We start from the raw sequence: 18,454 nt of genomic DNA, 5'->3' as shown, positions 1-18,454 counted from the left end.
ATGCTCCCCACGGCCGGTCTGCTGCAACGCCACGTTAGGACGCAGGGGAGTGGAAGCTAGACCGGCGCTTTTCCATCCGACCCGCGCTCAGAAGCGTGCGGCGCTCGTGATGTAGAAGTGCTTGCGGTCGTCGCAGCCGACCACCCCGCAGTCGCCGGCTTGGAGTGGGCGCCAGGCGGGGAAGTAGCCGGTGCGGCGCAGCCGCAGCCACCAGCGGCCGGCCGGGACGCCGGCGAGGCGGTACTCGCCGGCGTCCGTGGTGCGCGTCGCCCAGCGGGGCGGGCCGGGCGCACTGATGTCGGCGAACACCTCCACGCTGACGCCGGCCACGGGCGCGTCGGTGCGGTCGTCGCGCACGCGCCCCGTCACCGTGTGGTCGGCGTGGCCGGGCGGCTGCGCTGCTGCGGGCGCCGCCGCGAGCGCGACGAGCAGCAGCGCTCCGCGGGAGCGGCGCATGATCGGCGCGATCTGCGGGGAGGTGACCACGGATGTCTGCGTCCTAACGCCCGAGTTCAGCTGCGGGCGGATTACAACCATCGCGGCGTAGCCGCCTCCGAAGACCGCCCGTCTGCTGCAACGCCACGTTAGCCGTCACCGGCGCGCCGGCCAGTCCTGCGCGTCTTGGCGCACGTGGAAGCACGCGAGGACGACGATGTCGCCCGAGGACGCGGCCTCGTAGACCAGGGCGTAGGGGAAGCGATGCAGGAGCGCGCGCCGCACGGCGCCGTCCGGCTCGACGGCCTCGTACATCGCCGGGTGTCGCAGCACGAAGGCGAGCGTCGCGTCGAGCTCGCCCAGGAACGCGCGACCGAGCCCCGGCACCTGCGCCTCGTACCAGCGGCGAGCGGCGCGGATCTCCGACCGCGCGCCGGGCCGAAACGACAAGCGCGGCGTCATCCGCCGCGCTCCCCCGCCCCCGCCTCCTCGTCGCGCGCCTGGTCGGCCCAGAGTTCGGCCCGCACCTCGTCCCAGGGGACCGCGCCGGCCGGGTCGCGGCGGTGCTCCTCCCGGCGCGCGGCGACCAGCGCGCGCTCCTCGGCGCTCAGCGGGAGCGCCTCGGGGTACGCGCGGAGCGAGTCCCAGACCGCCTGGATCAGCGCCAGGCGCTCGGAGACCGTGAGCTGGGAGAAGTCGAGGGCGGGGCGCACCATAACAGGAATGTGCGGCGCGGTGCGGACGGCAGCAACCGGCTGCCCGGACGCCGGGGCGTACGTGTACGGCTAACGCCCGAGTTCAGCTGCCGGCCCCGAGCCGGCGGGCGCGACACCCTCGATTGTGCGACGCGGTCCGCCTCTGCGCCACCTGATGCTCCCCCCGGCCGGTCTGCTGCAACGCCACGTTAGCTGGCACCTAGTCGGGGCTCTGCTGGCGCAGCTCCCGAAGTAGCAACCGATTGTATCGGAGCGCGAAGGTGTCTGCGGCTGCGTTAACCCGGCGCTGGCCCTTGCTAACCACGTTGTCGCTTGTTCCCGAGACCACGCGGGTGTCCCCCTCGCGCAAGCGGGCCTGCACGCTGTCGGCCACGCCGATGGGCTCGCAGGCGGCATAGCAGACCGCGACGAACCGCCGGTCGCCGCCAGCCAGCGCGTGACGGAGCTCGGTCGCAGGGTCGAGCGCCGCCAGCGAATCGGCCAGCCGCGCCAGCGCCGCCTCCTCGGCTGGCCGCATCCGCACGCGCACGCCCGCGTCCTCCTGCGCGCAGGAAGCGAGGAGAGGTAGCGCGATCATGGCGAGGTAGGCGTGACGTGGTGACATGTTGCCAGCTAACGCCCAAGTTCAGCTGCGTAGGGAGGCCATAACGTGCGGCGCAGCCGCACAATCTGCAGCCCCTGCGTCAGCTGCAACGCCACGTTAGGTGCTCTCGGGGCTACTAGGGTGCTCGGTCGAGCCGCAAACGAGCTCGGAGCACGACAACATGCTCTTGGCCGGCGACGTCCTCAGCATGCTCCACGAGTATCCTGCCGGCGCGATCCGCATCATGCACGATCTCAAAGACCAGGTGGTCTGGCGATCCGAGGATCTCTCGCGCGATCTGCTTTGCGGCACCAAGCCCGCCCAGTTTCTCGTCGAACGATTTCTTGTCGTGGCGAGAACCATCGTCGTTCCAGGAGACCTGTCGTCCTTTCGCGGACGTGTGCTTCGAGCGGCAGATATGCACGTGCCGCCTGACCCGATTTCCAGGGTTCGCCTGATCGACGCGGTACGCCCATCCACTGTGCCCCGGTACATCGCGCCAGCCAAGCGCCTCCATGATTGGGTAGGGCGCACTCTGGCACACCGGGCCGTCTACTTCGATGATCACATAATCTGCGGGCAGGAGATCGGTAAGGCGGATCATGCTATGCGGAATCGTGTGAGAGGCACCTAACGCCCGAGTTCAGCTGCGGCGCCTGAAGCCGAGCGCCCACACCAGAGCCGAGCAGCGCACGAGAGCCGAGCCGGGCGACCCATGATGCCCGCGCGGCGCCGTCAGCTGCAACGCCACGTTAAGCGTCTGCGGCGGGAGGCCCATCCGACTGGCCTTGGCTGCCCGGACCGCGCTCGCCTGCGCACATCGGTCCGGCGTCGGCCCGCCGGGATGAGGGAGAAAGGAGGCCGTGGCGGAACGCTTGGTAGAGCGTGAACGCGAGTGCGACCACCAACGTGCCGCGAGGGTAGTCGCGCACGAGCCCGAGGCGGAAGTGGTGGTTCGCGGTGAGCAGCAGGTCGGCCGCGAGGAGCGGCAGGAAGAACCCGAGCCTCCACGTCGACGTGCGATGCGGCGACGATGCCACTGGCGGGCGCCTTGGGAATTGCAGGGAGGAGTGTGAACGACGGGTGTGCTAGTGGAACGCCTAACGCCCAAGTTCAGCTGCCGGCATCGAGCCGGCAGGCGCGATGCGCTCGATTGTGTGACGGTGCCGACAGGGGCACAACCTGATGCTCCCCACGGCCGGTCTGCTGCAACGCCACGTTAGAGCGCAGCGCCACCACATCCCGGTCAGGCGCGTCGGGCGCCCGGCGCGGGGCGGCGCCCCAGTCGCCGCAGCGCCGCGGCGCCGGCGACGCCCGCCACGACGAGACCGGCGCACGGCCAGCCGCACGGCGTCCTCCGCAGGCCGCGCGTGAGAGCGGTCGCGAAGCCGAGGGCGGCCAGACTATAGACCAGCGCCTCGAGGACGGTGATGCCTGGATCGTGCGCGTTCTCGTCGGTCCACCGCATGCCCGCCTTCCGGGAACTTGGTTGACGCTCTAACGCCCGAGTTCAGCTGCGGCGCTCGAAGCCGAGCGCGCGCACGGAAGCCGAGGCGGGCGTGGAGGCCGAGCCGGAGAAACCATGATGCTCACACGGCGCCGTCAGCTGCAACGCCCCGTTGGGTGGCAGACGCTCCGCGGAACAGGCGACGAATAGCCGGCACCCACGGACAGGCGGCAAGCGCGGAGCGACAAGAGGGCGGCGACAGGTGCGCAGCACCGTAGCGAGCGACGGTACCGACGGACGAGTCCACCCAACGCCCAAGTTCAGCTGCGGGTGAATCTGACCATCGCCGAGCGCAGCGAGGCTACCATAGCTCACCCGTCAGCTGCAACGCCACGTTAGGGCGCGTCTTCCGCGGACCTCGGCTCGTGGTACGGCCCGCGACGCGCGGAGCCCCACGATCCTCTCGAGCCCGCGGCTGTCCGGGGCGGAGGACACGGCTGTACTCTCACGTAGGCGGTCGTGCCGACCGATGATCGGCGAAGTTGTGCATGCGCACCAGCCTACGGCCTCCGGCGCGTTGGCATCCACGCTGCACGGGTCGCGGACGCCCAACCCAGGCTGCCGGAGCGCGCCCGGAGCCCCCGTCCGCGCAGGTCCACCGCCACCCCCGCCGCCGTGCCGCGACCCAGCCGCTGGTTCCTTCCGATGGTGGTCGTCTGGACGACTTCCTGCTCCGACGGCTCGGTCGTCGCGCCGGAGTTCGCCGCGGTGGCCGGCGCGTACGCGATGACGGCCGCGATGGGGCTGCCCCTCCCGGGCGGGTTCCAGCTCCCCGGCGGCGGCGGCGTGTTCGTCGACGGCGGCGCCCTCACGCTCAGCGGCGACGGGCGCTACGCGCTGCGCGTTGACCAGCGCTTCGTGCAGGGCGCGACGGGGCCGTCTCCCCTGCGCTCGGCCGGGCGCTACACATACACGCCGGCAGACTCCTCGCTGACCCTGACCGCCGACTCGACGCAACAGCGCCTGACGGGCTGGGTCGGCGGCAGCAGCGGGGCGATCATCCTGCGCGTGGGGGGCGCGCCGTTCACGTTCAGCCCGCATTGCCGCGCGAGCTGGTGTAGCTGACGCGGGGCTCGGGCGCAGCGGACCGAGTGCCGCGCGGACCTCGCGAGGACGCCACGGGGCCGAGCCTCATCGGTTCGGTGCGGGCGAAACGAGCGTGGCGCCCTAACGCCCGAGTTCAGCTGCCGGCATCGAGGCGCGGGCGTGATGTGCTCGATCGTGCGACGCCGCCCGCCAGATCACAACCTGATGTTCCCCGCGGCCGGTCAGCTGCAACGACACGTTAGCCGGCGGCGGCGACGTCCGTCACGGAACGAACAGCAGGTAGGCGACGGCCGCGAGCACCGCGGCGAGCCCCCACAGCGCGAGCTGTATGGCCGCCTCGGTCCGGTCCACTCGCCCACGGAGGACCGAGACGCTTGCTCCTCCGGCGCGCTCCAGCCGCCGCAGGCGCCGCAGCTCACGGACCGCCCGCCGACGCTCCAGCCGCATCCGAATCGGGTACGCGACGGCCTGGCCCCCGAGCGCGGCGGTGAACGTCGCAGCGGTGCCGAGCGGCCCGGCGAGCCACACGACCGCGAGGGCGAGCGCGGGCGCCGCGAACAGCCAGAGAAGGACGCGCATCCGTGGGAGTCTGGGTCCGGCTAACGCCCGAGTTCAGCTGCGGCGCTCCGAGCCGAGCGCGCGCACTGGAGCCGAGCCGGGCACGGAGGCCGAGCCGGGCGACCCATGATGCCCCCGAGGCGCCGTCGGCTGCAACGCCACGTTAGGCGCCGAGAAGCGCCGCCGCGAGGTGTCGCTCGCGCGCCCACCTGATGCGCGGCGCCGCCAGCCGTCGGCGCGCGCACTGCCCGCGCGCGCCCTGATGCCCGGCGCCGCCAGCCGCCGGCGAGCGCACACCGAGCATGCGCACCACCTGATGCCCAGGGCGCATCCGATCGAGCAGCAGCCCGCCGGCAAGGGCCTCAGGCAGAGACAGCCGGGACAGCTTCCGGGGGAAGCAGCAAAGCAGTCGGTCGTGAGTGCGCCTAACGCCCAAGTTCAGCTGCGGCGCCGAAGCGCGCGGGCGGGCCGCGGGTCGCCCCGCTCACCGGCATGCGCGGGCGCTCCACCGGCATGCGTGACGGGCGCCGTCTGCTGCAACGTCACGTTATGCCGCCAGGTGCGGATCACGGCGCACCCGCCGTCAGCGGTCGAGCGAGGGGAACTGCCGCGAGCCGCGGAAGACGGTGAGCACTTCCACCACGCCGGCGCGCAGCTCGTAGACGAGGCGGTACGCACCGTGGATCACCTCGCGCACCGTCGGATCGGCGAGCTCCGGCACCATGCGCCCGGACTCCGGGTCGAGCCGCAGCCGATCCACCGCCGCAACGAGTCGCCCCGATACGACGGCCGCGTAGCGGGGCGAGTTCCGGGCGATATAGTCGTGGATCTCCGCCACGTCGTCGACCGCCTGCGCCGACCAGACGATGCGCGTGTGCGACACCGGGGCCCGCTCAGCGCGGGCCGAACCGCGCGACGACATCCTCGTGGGCCACCACCCGCCCCTCGCGGATGTCGGCCCGGCCGCGCTCGATCTTCTCGAGCAGGTACAGCCGCTCCATGGCGTCCTCGAGGGTCGCATCCTCGGGGAGTTGCTCTAGGGCGCGGAGGGCAAGCTGCTTAGCGGTGGCGTCACTCAAGGGCGGCCTCACACGACGGAAGGGTGCCCGCAAGATAGCGCTCGGCGGAGGGCCGCGTCATGAGGGGGACCGGGGCGGCATAACGCCCCAGTTCAGCTGCGTGGGAGTTTACCGATGCCGAGGTGGAGCCGAGGCGCACCGGAGCCCCACGTCAGCTGCAACGCCACGTTCGGCAGCGCGCGCACGAGGCGGCATCATCCGCACCGCGCTCGGACGAGGCGGTGCGCCTGCGGCGCGGCGAGGTTGAGCCGCGCGTAGAGCGAGTCGATCCACCGGGTGCTGAATCGGATGGACTTCGGGAGGCTTACCTCCGCGGTGTCCGCGGCCGCCGCCGCCCTGCGCGCCAGGCCGCACGTCGTGTCGACTCCGGCCGCGCGCAGGCGGTGTTCGGCGACCGACAGCGCGGCGTAGGCCCGGAGGAAGAGCACTTCCGGCGTCACGTTGGCTGGGTCCGCGGCCACCAGCGAGTCGGCGGTGCCCAGGGCGGCGGCCCACGCCTGCGCCGCGGTCGCCGGCGGAGCGCCCTGCGCGGCTCGCATCCGGGCTTGGAGCGTCGCCGCCGTCAACCCGGCGCTGGCGGGTGGCTGCGCCGGGGGCTGGAGGCCCACGGCGCACGCGAGGAGCGCGGCGAGACGCGGCGGTCGACGTACGAGACGAGCGGCGTGTGTCGTCATTCCGATGGGACTCTACTGGACTGCCGAACGCCCAAGTTCAGCTGCAAGGATGCTGGCCGAGCACGCGCACCGGCGCCGAGGCGAGCACGGTAGCCGAGCCGGGAGTGACCTGATGCTGCGGACGCCTTGTCAGCTGCAACGCCACGTTAGGTCGCAGGCGCACCGCGGCCGAAGAGTCGCACTAAGTCGGTGAACCTGGGCGCGATCTCGACCGCTTCGGCACTGTCCATCGGTATGAATGGCACGGCCACCACCCGCCCGTCCGGCGCGAACGCCAGCAGCTCGCCGCCGCCGTTCGACCCGAAGCCTGTGTAGCCGGGCAGATAGGTCGGGATCTCGTACTGTACGTGGAGCGCCGCCACCTCGCCCGCTGGCCAGAGCGCGAACCAGCCCGGATCAGCGCCAAGATCTCCCTCGCCCCCGCCGGAGAGCGCGAGGAACGCGAGATAGTCGGCGGGGAGGGCTGGCAGTGCGGCGGCGAGGGCCGCCAGGACCGCCGGCTCGGCGGGCGGCTCACGCGTCCAGAGCGCGTCAGGGTCGCGGACGAGATCCTGGAGTGTCATCGACGGTGGTTGCGACCTAACGCCCGAGTTCAGCTGCCGGCATCGAGGCGGCGGGCGCGACGCGCTCGATTGTGCGACGCCGTCGGCCGGCGCACGACCTGATGCTCCCGACGACCGGTCAGCTGCAACGCCACGTTCGGCTGCGCGGGCGTCAGAGTTCGTACCGTAGCCGCGCCGGCGCCGCCACGGCGCGTCCGCCCTGCTGCGCGGGCCGGAACGACAGCTGCGCGGCCGCGCGGGCGAGGCGCGCGGCGTAGCGCTGATCCGCCACGCCGCAGACGGTCACGGAGTCCGCCAGCGGCCGGCCGGCCGCATCGACGACGAGGCGGATCTCGGCGCGCGAGCCGCGCACGCCGTCCGGGATCGGCATCGGCGGGACGAACAGGCCGTCCGCCCGCGGCGGCGTCAGCCCCGCGGTCTCGGGTTCCGCCGGCAGGCCTGCGGCGGGGCACGCGACGGTGGACGGCGAGGGTGCTCGCGCCGTCGCCGACGCGCACCCGGCGAGCAGCGTTACTACGGGAAGTAGGACTCTCACGGTCGCGATGTTCTTGGTCCGCCGAACGCTCAAGTTCAGCTGCGGGCGGACATCATAGAGCCGAGGCGCAGCCGAGGCGACTCCCTAGCCCGCCCGTCTGCTGCAACGCCACGTTCGGCGGCAGGGCGGCCGTGCCACGGCCGGGGACGTCCGCGCGGCGCGCACGGCTCACGGCCGCACCCTGACGCCCGGCGGAACGGCGCACGCGATCTGCGAGCCCTCGACCGAGGCCTCATTCACGGTCAGGGTCAGATCGCGGCGCCACGCGCCACCGGGGATGCGAGTTGGGCGCGGCTGCGGCCGGAGCCGCAGATCGCGAGGACCGCGTCGGGCGGACCGTACCCGCCGTGCAGCAGCGCGTCGAAGCGTCCCGCACTGTCAGTCCGGCTGAACGATTCCGAGCTGTCCGCGGGCGTGCCTTCGTGTTTGAGCACGACGAGGGCGCCCACGACGGGACGGCCCGAGGCGTCGACCGCCCGTCCCGCGGCGCCCGTCACGCTGTCACAAGCCGCCGCGGTGAATGCGAGGGCGGCCACGAGTGCCGGGCGCCGACGCGGCCGCGTGCGTCCAAGACTGTGCATGCGGAAGTGCCGAGGGTGTGTCCGCCGAACGCCCAAGTTCAGCTGCGTGGGGATGACATAGAGCCGAGGCGGAGCCGAGGCAACTCCGTAGCCCCCACGTCAGCTGCAACGCCACGTTAGGCCGCCACGCGCTGGCGCCCAGCGCTACGGCGCCCGGCGTGTCTCGACGACCACGGCGGCGGGCCGCGCGCCTCCGACGCCGTAGCGGAGACGCACGGAATCCCCGTGCACCAAGTAGACACCGACGACCGAGTCGGCCGCGTGGGCGGGGTGAGCCGCCCCTGTACGTTCCGCGCGGCAGGCCGCGTAGACCCCACGCCACCGCTCGACACCGTCGACGATCAGCACAAGGGAGTCCCCGAGCCCGGGCCTCCACGCGTACGGCCCGTCGATGCGCAGGCGCCCGGGGGCCCGCGCCGCCACCTCCGCCGGGGGGGCGCACAGCGGCGCCTCGTACGCGAGCCGCGCCGGCGCTCGGCGGCACGCCGCGACGCTACACAGCGCGGAGGCTGCGGCGAATCGCCAAATCGCGGGCGAGAGCACGATCCCCAAGCGTGTGTAGGAAGACGACGGTGACGGCCTAACGCCCGAGTTCAGCTGCCGGCATCGAGGCGGCGGGCGCGACGCGCTCGATTGTGCGACGCCGTCGGCCGGCGCACGACCTGATGCTCCCCACGGCCGGTCAGCTGCAACGCCACGTTAGGGAGCGTCCGCACGCGTAGAGGGTGCGAGTTCGGAATGTTCGTAGAGCGCGATGACAGGCACGCCGTCGCGGAGTTCCGCGCGCAGGCCGATCATGCGCTCCGGACCGTTGGGCGCGTCCTGGTAGCGCAGTTCGATGCGGTCGGCGGACTCGAAGTCCGCTGGGGAGCTATACCGGCAGCCCGCGCTGGTGCTGCGGCGGACTTCGCCGAGGAAGGCCGCGAGGCGGAAGGATGGCGTGCGGGTGTGATCCATGGCGATGCCGAGTCTCCCTAACGCCCGAGTTCAGCTGCCGAGGCCCGAGCCGAGCGCCCCCACGGACGCCGAGCCGGGCACGGAGTGCGGCGCGGGAGAAACCTGATGCCCGGTCGCTCGGTCAGCTGCAACGCCACGTTAGGCGCCGAGCAGCGTCGCCGCGAGGGGCCGCCCGCGCGCCCACCTGATGCGCGGCGCCGCCAGCCGGCCGTCTGCGCGCGCGCTGCCCGCGCGCGCCCTGATGCCCGGCGCCGCCAGCCGCCGGCGAGCGCACACCGAGCATGCGCACCACCTGATGCCCAGGGCGCATCCGATCGAGCAGCAACACGCCGGCAAGGGCAGCAAGCATGGACAGCCGCGACAGCTTCGAGGGCAAGCAGCAAAGCAGTCGGTCGTGAGTGCGCCTAACGCCCAAGTTCAGCTGCGGCGCTCCGAGCCGAGCGCGCGCGTGAGAGCCGAGGCGGGCACCGGCGCCGAGCCGGATGACCCATGATGCCCGCTGGGCGCCGTCAGCTGCAACGATCCGTTAGACAACAGCGGCGCCGCCCCCGGCCCCCGCGCCCCCGTCCTCCGTGACCAGCTGCGCGAAGCGCGCGAGGAGGGCGCGCTCCGCGGGACTCGACGACGCCGAGGGGTAGAGCTCCAGGCAGCCCGTCTCGCGGCGCACCTGGGCGAGCAGCCGGGCCGCGGACTCGAGGTCGCGGCGGCCCTGCTGGTACTCGATGAGCGCGGTGCGGACGCGTGCGTCGAGCATGGAGCCTCGTTGTTGTCTAACGCGAAGCTCAGCTGCGGGTGGATGCAACCAATGTGGCGCCGAAGGCGCCACTTCCGCAGCCCAACCGACAGCTGCAGCGTCACGTTATGTGGCTGCCTCGGGATGCCCGGCTTCCGGGTCGTCGAGCGTGAGCTCCGAGAGCGCGCTCAGCGCGGCCATCCACGCTTGCTGTTCGGCCGGACCGTCCGGCGACCCTAGGTCGAGCGAAACCTGCTCGACTCCGCCGGACTGCCGCACGAACTCGACCGCTTGGACGACGGCGGTGAAGCCGCCTACCGCCCGCGCGACCATCCCGGGCCGCACCTCCCCCTCGAGGATCTCGCCGGCCACCGCCACGCGTCGGCCGGCGAACAGCGCCCAGACATCGTCAACTCGGAAGCGTGCCATTCGAGAGTGCGTGTAGCCACATAACGCCAGAGTTCAGCTGCGGCGCCGAAGCGCGCGGGCAGGTCGCGGGTCGCTCCGCTCACCGGCGTCGGCGGGCGCCCCACCACCATGCGTGACGGGCGCCGTCTGCTGCAACGACTCGTTAGGGCTCACCGCCGTCGGTGCCAGACCTGCGGGTCCCGTCGCAGGTGGAAGCATGCGACGACCACCACCTCGCCACGCAGCACGCGGTAGAACAGCCCGTACGGGAAGCGCCCGACGAGCACGCGCCGCACGTCCCCGCGGACGACCGGGTACTGCTCCGGCGCCGCGGCGGCGCCCGCGGCGGCCTCCCCCACGGCGCGGAGCAGGGCCTCCCCCAAGCCCGATTCCCGCCCCTCGTACCACTCGTACGCGGCGGCCAGGTCGGCGGCCGCGGCGGCGCGAAACGAGAAGCGCGGCGCCGTCACGCGCCGCGCTGCCGGAGTCGTGCCTCGGCCCGGATGGATTCGCGCACCTCGTCCCAGGGCCGCCCGGGGTCGCCGTCCCGGTCCATCTCGGCGACCCGGCGGTCGAGCTCCGCCGCCTGCGCCTCGGTGAGCGGGAACGCCGCCTCACGTTCGGCCGCGTCGAGGCTCTCCCAGAGATCGAGCGCGAGCCGGACGCGCGCAGGGGCGTCCAGGTGGCGGAAGTCGAAGTCGGGGTTCCGGCGCATGCAGGGAATGCTGTCGCGACGCTCGACCGCCGGCAACCCGCCAGTGTGTAGCCCTAACGCCCCAGTTCAGCTGCGGGCCCTCAACGTCGCGGGCGCGCCAGCCCCGATTGTGCGATGCCGGCGGCGGGGGCACAGCCCGATGCTCCCCACGCGCCCGTCAGCTGCAACGCCACGTTAGGGCGCGCGCGGCGCCGGGTCCGCTCGGTCGGCTAAGCCAAGATACATCCGTCCGTCGGCCAGCCAGACCCGCAGCGTATCCGTGTAGCCGCGCCGGGCCCGCCACGACGTGAAGGCCTCCCGGAAGCCGATTCGCCGCAGCACCACCGTCCGCTCGCCGGCGTCGGCCCGCACGACGGCGCAGGCGGAATCGGCCGCGACCGTCGCGCGCTCCGTCGTCCCCACCAGCCGCACCTCGGTGCCGGGCACCACGGCGCGGCTGCCCCACGCCATGCGCGGACACACGACGAGGACGGCCATCGCGGAATCCGCGCCCCGCGTCCGGGCGCCAGCTGCCGCGCGGAACTCGAAGCGGGCGCGGTCGCGCGTCGGCAGCGCGCAGGCGCCGACCAGTATCAGGAGGGCGGCAGCGCGGGTCGCGCGGTGGAGCCGTTGCACGGGTGCATTGTCCTGTGTGTGTCGCCCTAATGCCCCAGTTCAGCTGCGGCGCTCCGGCCCGAGCGCGCGCGATGACGCCGAGCCGGGCGCCGTCGCCGAGCCGGGGTACCCATGATGCTCCCGGGGCGCCGTCAGCTGCAACGCCACGTTAGGTCGCACGCTCGCCGAAATGTCGGTCGAAGATCACACGAAGTTGGGCGATCGCTTCCGGCGCAAGTCGGATGGACTGGCTTTGCTTGCCCTGGAGTTTCCGCTCCTCTGAGCCATACGTGTCGATCTGGAGATAGGGCGTGCCGTCGCCGTCCTTCACGATCGCGTACGTCGCCTCCACCTCGGTGTGCGTAGCTTCGATACGGAGCTGACGGAGCTCCAGGCGGCGGACCACGGCCATGAAATCGGTTGCTAGCGGGTGGAGGACGGGTGCGACCTAACGCCCGAGTTCAGCTGCGGCGCGGTCGCCGCGCGCACAGACGTTCGCTCCGCGCGAGGGCGGCCGCCAGGATGCCCACCCGATGCGTGAGGTGCGCCGTCTGCTGCAACGCCACGTTAGACGTCCGCTCACGGGTCGGCGGCGGCCGGCGGCGGCGCGACGCGAGGGCGCGCGTACGACGCCACATCCTGCACCTCGACCGAGGCGCACGTGAAGACGCCGTGGAGGCCGTAGCACGGCCCGAGTTCCACCGCGATCCGCCCAGCCGCCTGGCGCTCGAGTCCGAGCTCGCTGAGCACGTTCTGGACGCCGTGGTCGCGCAACTCCACGTCGGCCACGTCGGCGAAACGCAGCGTGGCTAGGACGTCGACGCGAATGTCGTAGTACCCACGCTCGTCCACCGCACCGGTGCTGTCGAACACGTTCACCACCAGCGTGATCGAGGGGCGCTCGCCGGCGGAGCCGCGGTCGAGCAGCGCGCGGTGCACCTCGGCGTCGTGGAACGACGGCCAGTAGCCGAACGCCGCGAGGAGACGCTCGGCGCGTAGCAAGGGGACGGGCGGCTGCTCCATGCCTGGTGACAGAAGTCGTGGACGTCTAACGCCAGAGTTCACCTGCGAAGGCGCAGGGTTGGAGCTGTGCCGCCGGTGCGGAACGATGCGCGCCTTCGTCAGGTGCAACGATTCGTTATGCCGCAGCCACGGCCCTAGCGTGCGCGACGAATCGAAGGAACGCGAGTCGGTGGCCGCACTCCGCGCAGAACTTGTCGCGCCCCGGGCGCGGGTCGTCAAGCACCCGCAGCACCTGCATGTAGCCGCGGCCCAGCCGCGTGCCGGGAGGACGCCCGAAGTAGCGCGGATCGTAGGACGAGAAGTCCGATTGGCAGAAGTCGCAGAACACGGCCCGATCGCCGAGCGTCTCGACCTCTTCGTAGGTGTGCCGGCCCTCCGCCAGGTGCACGAACTCCTCCGGGCTATGCCCGCAGTCGAAGCACGGCGCGACGTCACGGACCTCGAGCTCGGTGTAGCAGAGCGGGCAGTGAGACTCAGACATACACGGTTGCTCGTTGCGGCATAACGCCCAAGTTCAGCTGCGGCGCCTCAGACGCGCCGCGCGCCCGGACGGTCGCTCCGCTCAAGGGAGCGCGCCAGGGGTTCACCGGATGCGTGACGCGCCGTCTGCTGCAACGCCACGTTAGCTGACCGGACGCCGGCGCTCGACCTCCGCGTAGCCGGCCTCGGTGAGATGCAGCAGGTCGGGCAGGTCGGGCTCGTCCTGCGAGAGCAGCTCGACCCACCCGCGCTCCTGCCAGGCCGCGACGAGTGCCCCCGTCGCCGCAGGGTCGGCGTCCCAGAGCACGACGACAGTGGCGATCTCGAAGGGCGAGCAGAACTCGTCCTCGGCGAGGAACTGGAGCGCGCGGGTCTCGACGTCTGTGGAGATCATGCTTGTGTCCAGCTAACGCACGAGTTCAGCTGCGGCGCTCCGAGCCGAGCGCGCGCGACGGCGCCGAGCCGGGCACTAGAGCCGAGCCGGACGAACCATGATGCTCGCGGGGCGCCGTCTGCTGCAACGCCACGTTAGGCGCCGAGAAGCGCCGCCGCGAGCTGTCGCCCGCGCGCCCACCTGATGCGCGGCGCCGCCAGCCCGCCGTCCGCGCCCTCTCGGCTCGCGCCCATCCTGATGCGCGGCGCCGCCAGCCGCCGCCGAGCGCACACCGAGCATGCGCACCACCTGACGCCCAGGGCGCATCCGATCGAGCAGCAGCCCGCCGGCAAGCGCCGCAGGGAGAGACAGCCGGGGCAGCTTCCGGGGGAAGCAGCAAAGCAGTCGGTCGTGAGTGCGCCTAACGCCCGAGTTCAGCTGCGTGGGGCCCCCATAAAGTGCGGCGCAGCCGCACCGTCCGCAGCCCCTACGTCAGCTGCAACGCCACGTTATGCCGCAGCGGTTACGGGAAGGCGACGACCGGAACGTCCGCGCTCAGGCCGAGCGCCGGCGCCGCGACCGTGACGATGGTGCCGCCGGGCGCCAGGCGCCGCAGGTGCGCCACGCTCCCGGCCAGGGCGAGCGAGTCGATCGCGACGAGCGTCGAGTCGCGGACCCGCCAGCGAAAGGCCACCGGGCTCCGAGCCAGGTAGACTGTGGCTGCCACCGCCGTGCGCCCGCCGGCGGGCAGGGAGACAGACTGCGGCGCCACGGCCAACGTCGGCGTGCCGGGCGCGGGCCCGGCCGCGTCTCCGCAGGCAACCAGGAGCGCGGCAGTGGAGAGGACCAGCAGTGCCGGCGGGCGAGGCACGTAGCGAAGCACTCCGTGTGAGCGGCGATGCGGGTTGCGGCATAACGCCCGAGTTCAGCTGCGTAGGGACCCCATAAGAGTGCGGCGCAGCCGCACCCTCCGCAGCCCCTACGTCAGCTGCAACGCTTCGTTAGGCCTCAGCTCGCGCGACGCTTGCGATGTCGTTCGGCAGCGAGGCGCTCGGCCAGGAAGACTTTGAGGAGGCTCTGATACGGCACGTCCCGCTGATTGGCGAGCACCTTCAGTTCCTCGAGCATGCCCTCTGGCAACCGGAGCGAGATCGTCGCCGTTGACGGCTTGAGATTGGGCAACCGTACGCGCTCCGCGGCCGTCCAGTCCACGTGGTCCGCGGTATCATGCGCTGCCCAGAACTCGCGCTCCTCAGCCTCGGACGCGAACACGGGTAGCGGCTCCGGGCGCCCTGCGGCCCGGGCGCGCGGGCGCGGCGCGCGGGCGGTGCGCCCCCCACGCTTACTTGGCGTCTTCTTGGCCTTCGGCATCGGCATAGACCTCGCGCTCTCGGCGGCTCATGGGGCGAGCCGAGATGACGCGGACGAGTGAGCCCCGCAGCGTGAACACGACGAGGAGGAGGCGGCCCTCGTCGGTCTGCCCGAGCGCGAAGTAACGCCCCTCTCGCGCGGAGTGCGCCGGGTCGGCGGCCAGCACCAGGGGGGCATTGAAGAACACCTGCTCGCACTCGGATTGGCCGACCGTGTGCTTGGTCCAGTTCTTTGTCGCGTTGCCGGAATCCCACTGGAATCCGGTCGCCTGGGCCAGGCGGGCACGGAGGTCAGCCATGCGCTGGAGTATATGGCTCGCATATACATGCGGCAAGCCGCCCCGACGAGGATGTCCATTGAGGGCTAACGCCCGAGTTCAGCTACCGAGCCCTGAGCCGAGCGCACAAGTGGAAGCCGAGCCGGGCACGGAGGCGCGCCCGGGAGAAACCTGATGCGCGGTCGCTCGGTCAGCTGCAACGCCACGTTAGGACTCCCGCGCGACGTCGGCCAGGACCGCACGGGCAAGCGTGGCCACCCGCTCGAAGTAGGCCTGCGTTGCCGCCGGCTGGATCACGGGCAGGACCTGCACGAGGTCCGCCAGCGCGAGCCCGAGCCGCGCCATGCGCCGAGCGTGATACGCGTCGTCGCCGGCCCGCACCGCGGCGTCCATCCGGCGCCCCGCGTGGTAGCTGGCGATGTCCTGTTCCTCGTCGTCGATCTCGGCGAGGGCGACGCCGGCCGCGCGGTCCCCGATGTTGGCCGGGTGGGGCGTGCGGCCGTACCACGTCCACAGCTCGTCAAAGCTCTCCATGCGGCGACGCTCGTGGTCGGCCTAACGCCCGAGTTCAGCTGCCGGCATCGAGATCGCGGGCGCGTAGCACTCGATTGTGCGACGCCGCCCGCCGGATCACAACCTGATGCCCCCGGCGGCCAGTCAGCTGCAACGATCCGTTAGACAACAGCGGCGCCGCCCCCGGCCCCCGCGCCCCCGTCCTCGGTGACCAGCTGCGCGAAGCGCGCGAGGAGGGCGCGCTCCGCGGGACTCGACGACGCCGAGGGGTAGAGCTCCAGGCGGCCCGTCTCGCGGCGCACCTGGGCGAGCAGCCAGGCCGCGGACTCGAGGTCGCGGCGGCCCTGCTGGTACTCGATGAGCGCGGTGCGGACGCGTGGATCCAGCATGGAGCCTCGTTGTTGTCTAACGCCCGAGTTCAGCTGCCGGCTCGAAGCCCGCGGGCGCGACGCCCCCGATTGTGCGATGGAATCGGCGCGCACACAACCTGATGCTCCCCCGTGCCGGTCAGCTGCAACGCCACGTTAGGTGGCGGGGTGCCGGGCGCGCAGGAGCGCCACGGCGCCGAGCGCAGGGACGAGCTGCGCGGGCAGAGGGACCGAGCAGCCAGGATGAGCGGCAAGAGCAGCCAGCGACGGAGAAGAGCAGGCCGCGAGCGCGGGGCGTCCCGGCGACGCCACCTAACGCCCGAGTTCAGCTGCGGCGCCTCTACCCTGGCGCGCGCTGGGAGGGTGGCGCCGGGCGAGGAATGCCGCCAGGGGTTCACCGGATGCATGAAGCGCCGTCAGCTGCAACGCCCCGTTAGGTGTCACGCGCGCTGGCCCGGACCGCGCTCCACGCCAGCCACAGCGCGACCGCCGCGAACGCGGCGCCGGCCGCGACGGGGAGGCACGCGAGCGCCCGCCGGTCGGGGAACTGGCGCCACACCTGCGCGCCGACACTCGCGGCCCGGCCGAGGTACGCCAGGGCCGCGGCCGCGAACGCGACCGGCGCCCAGCCGCGTCGCCGGTACGCGCCGACGCCGGCCGCCATCGCCGCGACGGCGGCGCCGGCGCCCCACGCCAGGTCCGTGGTCACCGGGGGAGCTGAGGCGCCGCGCAGACGCACAGCGGCGCGTACGAGCTCGATCGCCGCGGTCGCGCCGAGGACGTACGCGGCGAGTCGAAACCGGACTAAAGGTGGCTGTCTGGGGAGCACGAACGGTGACACCTAACGCCCAAGTTCAGCTGCGTAGGAACATCACAGAGCCGAGCCGGAGGCGAGGCGAATCCGCAGCTCCTACGTCAGCTGCAACGCCACGTTAGATGGCCCGCGCGTCAGCGGATGGTGAGCAGAAGCAGGCCGCCGACCAGAATGCCGGCGGCGCCCGCGTAGCTCGCGACCTCGTGGAGGAGACGCGCCCACGGCCGGTCGGACGCCAGGCGTAGCACCGCCACCGCGCCTACGGAGAAGCCGACGGCGGACGCGGTGAGCAACGCCCCGAGGTACGGAAAGGGTGACGGGTCGAGCTGCCCGGGTGGCGCTTTGTCCGCCTCGTACCAGATCCAGAAGACGTAGAACGCCGCGAGGACGAGGTTCGCCGCCCCGGCCCACAGGTGGCGCCACACCAGTCGGCTCGGGCTCGCGTTCGCTGCCAAGCTCCTCACGGCTGCGCTCCGGTGGATTTCGTGGCCATCTAACGCCCGAGTTCAGCTGCGGCGCTCCGAGCCGGCCGCGCATCCGGATGCTCGCTCCGCGCGACGCGCGCCGCCAGGAGTTCACCGGATGCGTGACGCGCCGTCAGCTGCAACGCTCCGTTGGGCGGCGTCGAACCCGAGCGGCAGACGTCCCAGGGAAATCGCCGAGGAGCAAGGGCGAGCGACGAAGGGGCGAGAGGGAGAAGCGGGCAGCGGCGGAGCGAGCGCAAAGGCGCCCGACAAGTCCGCCCAACGCCCGAGTTCAGCTGCGTGGGAACCTCAGAAAGAGCCGAGCGCAGCGAGGCACACCATAGCTCCCACGTCAGCTGCAACGCCACGTTAGGTGGCGCGTCTGTGGGAGTGGACGGCGCGCACCGCGACGCTGGCGCAGCGGAGACGCAGCCCGCCCCCCACCGACGGCTCGAACGTCACCGCGATGGGCCGTCGGAGGTCGTCGAGGCCGTCGGGTACAGCTTCGATCCGCAGCTCGTCGAGGATGTTCTGCGGCCCGAACCCCGCGAGGTCCACTCCGGCCACGTCGACGAAGCGGAGCACGAGGTTGCACGCGGTCCACACGTCGCTCGGCGCGTCGGCGGGCCCCACGTAGGCGCCGACCCACAGGGCGGCGTCGAGCGCCGCCGGCCCGCTGCGCCAGGTACGGAACGCCAGCGTGTGCACGACCGCGTCATGGAAATTCGGCCAGTGGCCGAACAGGTCGGTGACGACGCTCGCGTTCTCGATCTCGACCATGCCTGTGCGTGTGGAAGCCACCTAACGCCCGAGTTCAGCTGCGGCGCTCCGAGCCGAGCGCGCGCGGTGGCGCCGAGGCGGGCACTAGAGCCGAGCCGGACGAACCATGATGCTCGCGGGGCGCCGTCTGCTGCAACGCCACGTTAGGCGCCGAGAAGCGCCGCCGCGAGCTGTCGCCCGCGCGCCCACCTGAGGCGCGGCGCCGCCAGCCCGCCGTCCGCGCCCTCTCGGCTCGCGCCCATCCTGATGCGCGGCGCCGCCAGCCGCCGGCGAGCGCACACCGAGCATGCGCACCACCTGATGCCC

Annotated in this window: 32 protein-coding genes; 1 reads left to right on the top strand and 31 read right to left on the bottom strand. The window is 72.3% G+C overall.

Translation table 11 applies throughout. From position 1 onward, the window contains the following. Window positions 1-87: 87 nt before the first annotated feature. From PYV61_RS02610 to PYV61_RS02585, 6 genes are all read right to left on the bottom strand, one after another. Complete coding sequence (locus PYV61_RS02610) at window positions 88-456, bottom strand: carboxypeptidase-like regulatory domain-containing protein (protein WP_275828018.1); 369 nt, start codon at window positions 454-456, stop codon at window positions 88-90. 135 nt (window positions 457-591) lie between these two features. Further along, window positions 592-885, bottom strand: coding sequence for a type II toxin-antitoxin system RelE/ParE family toxin (locus PYV61_RS02605; RefSeq protein WP_275828016.1), 294 nt, complete (start codon window positions 883-885; stop codon window positions 592-594). A gap of 8 nt (window positions 886-893) precedes the next feature. After that, on the bottom strand, window positions 894-1,151 hold the full coding sequence (locus PYV61_RS02600; RefSeq protein WP_275828014.1) for an addiction module protein: 258 nt from the start codon (window positions 1,149-1,151) through the stop codon (window positions 894-896). A gap of 199 nt (window positions 1,152-1,350) precedes the next feature. Then, window positions 1,351-1,755 (bottom strand): hypothetical protein, encoded by a 405-nt coding sequence (locus tag PYV61_RS02595; RefSeq protein ID WP_275828012.1) that lies wholly within the window; start codon window positions 1,753-1,755, stop codon window positions 1,351-1,353. 115 nt (window positions 1,756-1,870) lie between these two features. Then, on the bottom strand, window positions 1,871-2,338 hold the full coding sequence (locus PYV61_RS02590) for a DUF6367 family protein (protein WP_275828010.1): 468 nt from the start codon (window positions 2,336-2,338) through the stop codon (window positions 1,871-1,873). A gap of 642 nt (window positions 2,339-2,980) precedes the next feature. After that, window positions 2,981-3,202: a hypothetical protein gene (locus PYV61_RS02585; protein WP_275828008.1), complete on the bottom strand. Its 222-nt coding sequence runs from the start codon at window positions 3,200-3,202 to the stop codon at window positions 2,981-2,983. A 654-nt stretch (window positions 3,203-3,856) separates the two neighbouring features. Here PYV61_RS02585 and PYV61_RS02580 point away from each other — a divergent pair. After that, window positions 3,857-4,306 (top strand): hypothetical protein, encoded by a 450-nt coding sequence (locus PYV61_RS02580; protein WP_275828006.1) that lies wholly within the window; start codon window positions 3,857-3,859, stop codon window positions 4,304-4,306. A gap of 243 nt (window positions 4,307-4,549) precedes the next feature. Here PYV61_RS02580 and PYV61_RS02575 read toward each other — a convergent pair whose 3' ends face one another. From PYV61_RS02575 to PYV61_RS02455, 25 genes are all read right to left on the bottom strand, one after another. After that, a complete protein-coding gene (locus tag PYV61_RS02575) occupies window positions 4,550-4,867 on the bottom strand; it encodes a hypothetical protein (RefSeq protein ID WP_275828004.1) in 318 nt (105 codons plus the stop codon). Window positions 4,868-5,429: 562 nt separating this feature from the next. Further along, window positions 5,430-5,729, bottom strand: coding sequence for a type II toxin-antitoxin system RelE/ParE family toxin (locus PYV61_RS02570; protein ID WP_275828002.1), 300 nt, complete (start codon window positions 5,727-5,729; stop codon window positions 5,430-5,432). A 10-nt stretch (window positions 5,730-5,739) separates the two neighbouring features. Beyond that, window positions 5,740-5,925: a hypothetical protein gene (locus tag PYV61_RS02565; RefSeq protein WP_275828000.1), complete on the bottom strand. Its 186-nt coding sequence runs from the start codon at window positions 5,923-5,925 to the stop codon at window positions 5,740-5,742. A 194-nt stretch (window positions 5,926-6,119) separates the two neighbouring features. After that, on the bottom strand, window positions 6,120-6,464 hold the full coding sequence (locus PYV61_RS02560) for a hypothetical protein (protein ID WP_275827998.1): 345 nt from the start codon (window positions 6,462-6,464) through the stop codon (window positions 6,120-6,122). A 281-nt stretch (window positions 6,465-6,745) separates the two neighbouring features. Then, a complete protein-coding gene (locus PYV61_RS02555) occupies window positions 6,746-7,162 on the bottom strand; it encodes an SMI1/KNR4 family protein (RefSeq protein WP_275827996.1) in 417 nt (138 codons plus the stop codon). A 151-nt stretch (window positions 7,163-7,313) separates the two neighbouring features. Further along, window positions 7,314-7,532, bottom strand: a complete 219-nt coding sequence (locus PYV61_RS02550; protein WP_275827994.1) for a hypothetical protein — start codon at window positions 7,530-7,532, stop codon at window positions 7,314-7,316. A gap of 413 nt (window positions 7,533-7,945) precedes the next feature. Further along, the gene (locus PYV61_RS02545) at window positions 7,946-8,233 is read right to left on the bottom strand and encodes a carboxypeptidase-like regulatory domain-containing protein (protein ID WP_275827991.1); all 288 of its coding nucleotides are present in this window, start codon (window positions 8,231-8,233) and stop codon (window positions 7,946-7,948) included. A 744-nt stretch (window positions 8,234-8,977) separates the two neighbouring features. Then, entirely contained in the window at window positions 8,978-9,235 is a 258-nt protein-coding gene (locus PYV61_RS02540) for a hypothetical protein (RefSeq protein WP_275827989.1), read from the bottom strand. Window positions 9,236-9,761: 526 nt separating this feature from the next. Then, entirely contained in the window at window positions 9,762-9,989 is a 228-nt protein-coding gene (locus tag PYV61_RS02535; RefSeq protein WP_275827987.1) for a hypothetical protein, read from the bottom strand. Between the two features lie 105 nt (window positions 9,990-10,094). Beyond that, window positions 10,095-10,397, bottom strand: coding sequence for a hypothetical protein (locus PYV61_RS02530; protein WP_275827985.1), 303 nt, complete (start codon window positions 10,395-10,397; stop codon window positions 10,095-10,097). 149 nt (window positions 10,398-10,546) lie between these two features. After that, on the bottom strand, window positions 10,547-10,846 hold the full coding sequence (locus PYV61_RS02525) for a type II toxin-antitoxin system RelE/ParE family toxin (RefSeq protein WP_275827983.1): 300 nt from the start codon (window positions 10,844-10,846) through the stop codon (window positions 10,547-10,549). Further along, the gene (locus PYV61_RS02520; RefSeq protein ID WP_275827981.1) at window positions 10,843-11,127 is read right to left on the bottom strand and encodes an addiction module protein; all 285 of its coding nucleotides are present in this window, start codon (window positions 11,125-11,127) and stop codon (window positions 10,843-10,845) included. Before PYV61_RS02520 ends, PYV61_RS02525 begins: the two co-directional genes overlap by 4 nt. Window positions 11,128-11,265: 138 nt before the next feature. Further along, a complete protein-coding gene (locus PYV61_RS02515; protein ID WP_275827979.1) occupies window positions 11,266-11,568 on the bottom strand; it encodes a hypothetical protein in 303 nt (100 codons plus the stop codon). A gap of 286 nt (window positions 11,569-11,854) precedes the next feature. After that, a complete protein-coding gene (locus tag PYV61_RS02510) occupies window positions 11,855-12,091 on the bottom strand; it encodes a hypothetical protein (protein WP_275827977.1) in 237 nt (78 codons plus the stop codon). 173 nt (window positions 12,092-12,264) lie between these two features. Then, window positions 12,265-12,708: an Imm50 family immunity protein gene (locus PYV61_RS02505; RefSeq protein WP_275827974.1), complete on the bottom strand. Its 444-nt coding sequence runs from the start codon at window positions 12,706-12,708 to the stop codon at window positions 12,265-12,267. Window positions 12,709-12,823: 115 nt separating this feature from the next. Continuing rightward, complete coding sequence (locus PYV61_RS02500) at window positions 12,824-13,189, bottom strand: hypothetical protein (RefSeq protein ID WP_275827972.1); 366 nt, start codon at window positions 13,187-13,189, stop codon at window positions 12,824-12,826. A gap of 141 nt (window positions 13,190-13,330) precedes the next feature. Continuing rightward, window positions 13,331-13,582, bottom strand: coding sequence for a hypothetical protein (locus PYV61_RS02495; protein ID WP_275827969.1), 252 nt, complete (start codon window positions 13,580-13,582; stop codon window positions 13,331-13,333). A gap of 502 nt (window positions 13,583-14,084) precedes the next feature. Next, window positions 14,085-14,255 carry a hypothetical protein gene (locus PYV61_RS02490; RefSeq protein WP_275827967.1) on the bottom strand — a complete coding sequence of 57 codons (171 nt, stop codon included), beginning with the start codon at window positions 14,253-14,255 and terminating at the stop codon, window positions 14,085-14,087. 314 nt (window positions 14,256-14,569) lie between these two features. Continuing rightward, window positions 14,570-14,833, bottom strand: coding sequence for a BrnA antitoxin family protein (locus PYV61_RS02485; RefSeq protein ID WP_275827965.1), 264 nt, complete (start codon window positions 14,831-14,833; stop codon window positions 14,570-14,572). Between the two features lie 70 nt (window positions 14,834-14,903). After that, window positions 14,904-15,230 (bottom strand): BrnT family toxin, encoded by a 327-nt coding sequence (locus tag PYV61_RS02480; protein ID WP_275827963.1) that lies wholly within the window; start codon window positions 15,228-15,230, stop codon window positions 14,904-14,906. Between the two features lie 186 nt (window positions 15,231-15,416). After that, a complete protein-coding gene (locus tag PYV61_RS02475) occupies window positions 15,417-15,743 on the bottom strand; it encodes a hypothetical protein (protein WP_275827960.1) in 327 nt (108 codons plus the stop codon). A gap of 140 nt (window positions 15,744-15,883) precedes the next feature. After that, the gene (locus PYV61_RS02470) at window positions 15,884-16,111 is read right to left on the bottom strand and encodes a hypothetical protein (protein ID WP_275827958.1); all 228 of its coding nucleotides are present in this window, start codon (window positions 16,109-16,111) and stop codon (window positions 15,884-15,886) included. 412 nt (window positions 16,112-16,523) lie between these two features. Beyond that, on the bottom strand, window positions 16,524-16,799 hold the full coding sequence (locus tag PYV61_RS02465; RefSeq protein WP_275827956.1) for a hypothetical protein: 276 nt from the start codon (window positions 16,797-16,799) through the stop codon (window positions 16,524-16,526). 239 nt (window positions 16,800-17,038) lie between these two features. Then, entirely contained in the window at window positions 17,039-17,329 is a 291-nt protein-coding gene (locus tag PYV61_RS02460) for a hypothetical protein (protein WP_275827954.1), read from the bottom strand. Window positions 17,330-17,737: 408 nt separating this feature from the next. Further along, a complete protein-coding gene (locus tag PYV61_RS02455; RefSeq protein ID WP_275827952.1) occupies window positions 17,738-18,148 on the bottom strand; it encodes an Imm50 family immunity protein in 411 nt (136 codons plus the stop codon). Between the last annotated feature and the right edge of the window lie 306 nt (window positions 18,149-18,454).

The organism is Roseisolibacter sp. H3M3-2, from assembly GCF_029211165.1.
Taxonomy (GTDB): domain Bacteria; phylum Gemmatimonadota; class Gemmatimonadetes; order Gemmatimonadales; family Gemmatimonadaceae; genus Roseisolibacter.
This window is presented reverse-complemented; position numbering and strand designations above follow the sequence as displayed.

Bases quoted from the DNA above. Each gene is read 5' to 3' on its own strand.
- PYV61_RS02610 (WP_275828018.1), bottom strand. From the start codon at position 456: ATGCGCCGCTCCCGCGGAGCGCTGCTGCTCGTCGCGCTCGCGGCGGCG.
- PYV61_RS02600 (WP_275828014.1), bottom strand. From the start codon at position 1,151: ATGGTGCGCCCCGCCCTCGACTTCTCCCAGCTCACGGTCTCCGAGCGC.
- PYV61_RS02595 (WP_275828012.1), bottom strand. From the start codon at position 1,755: ATGTCACCACGTCACGCCTACCTCGCCATGATCGCGCTACCTCTCCTC.
- PYV61_RS02590 (WP_275828010.1), bottom strand. From the start codon at position 2,338: ATGATCCGCCTTACCGATCTCCTGCCCGCAGATTATGTGATCATCGAA.
- PYV61_RS02585 (WP_275828008.1), bottom strand. From the start codon at position 3,202: ATGCGGTGGACCGACGAGAACGCGCACGATCCAGGCATCACCGTCCTC.
- PYV61_RS02575 (WP_275828004.1), bottom strand. From the start codon at position 4,867: ATGCGCGTCCTTCTCTGGCTGTTCGCGGCGCCCGCGCTCGCCCTCGCG.
- PYV61_RS02560 (WP_275827998.1), bottom strand. From the start codon at position 6,464: ATGCGAGCCGCGCAGGGCGCTCCGCCGGCGACCGCGGCGCAGGCGTGG.
- PYV61_RS02555 (WP_275827996.1), bottom strand. From the start codon at position 7,162: ATGACACTCCAGGATCTCGTCCGCGACCCTGACGCGCTCTGGACGCGT.
- PYV61_RS02550 (WP_275827994.1), bottom strand. From the start codon at position 7,532: ATGCCGATCCCGGACGGCGTGCGCGGCTCGCGCGCCGAGATCCGCCTC.
- PYV61_RS02540 (WP_275827989.1), bottom strand. From the start codon at position 9,235: ATGGATCACACCCGCACGCCATCCTTCCGCCTCGCGGCCTTCCTCGGC.
- PYV61_RS02535 (WP_275827987.1), bottom strand. From the start codon at position 9,989: ATGCTCGACGCACGCGTCCGCACCGCGCTCATCGAGTACCAGCAGGGC.
- PYV61_RS02530 (WP_275827985.1), bottom strand. From the start codon at position 10,397: ATGGCACGCTTCCGAGTTGACGATGTCTGGGCGCTGTTCGCCGGCCGA.
- PYV61_RS02515 (WP_275827979.1), bottom strand. From the start codon at position 11,568: ATGGCCGTCCTCGTCGTGTGTCCGCGCATGGCGTGGGGCAGCCGCGCC.
- PYV61_RS02505 (WP_275827974.1), bottom strand. From the start codon at position 12,708: ATGGAGCAGCCGCCCGTCCCCTTGCTACGCGCCGAGCGTCTCCTCGCG.
- PYV61_RS02500 (WP_275827972.1), bottom strand. From the start codon at position 13,189: ATGTCTGAGTCTCACTGCCCGCTCTGCTACACCGAGCTCGAGGTCCGT.
- PYV61_RS02495 (WP_275827969.1), bottom strand. From the start codon at position 13,582: ATGATCTCCACAGACGTCGAGACCCGCGCGCTCCAGTTCCTCGCCGAG.
- PYV61_RS02480 (WP_275827963.1), bottom strand. From the start codon at position 15,230: ATGGCTGACCTCCGTGCCCGCCTGGCCCAGGCGACCGGATTCCAGTGG.
- PYV61_RS02475 (WP_275827960.1), bottom strand. From the start codon at position 15,743: ATGGAGAGCTTTGACGAGCTGTGGACGTGGTACGGCCGCACGCCCCAC.
- PYV61_RS02470 (WP_275827958.1), bottom strand. From the start codon at position 16,111: ATGCTGGATCCACGCGTCCGCACCGCGCTCATCGAGTACCAGCAGGGC.
- PYV61_RS02455 (WP_275827952.1), bottom strand. From the start codon at position 18,148: ATGGTCGAGATCGAGAACGCGAGCGTCGTCACCGACCTGTTCGGCCAC.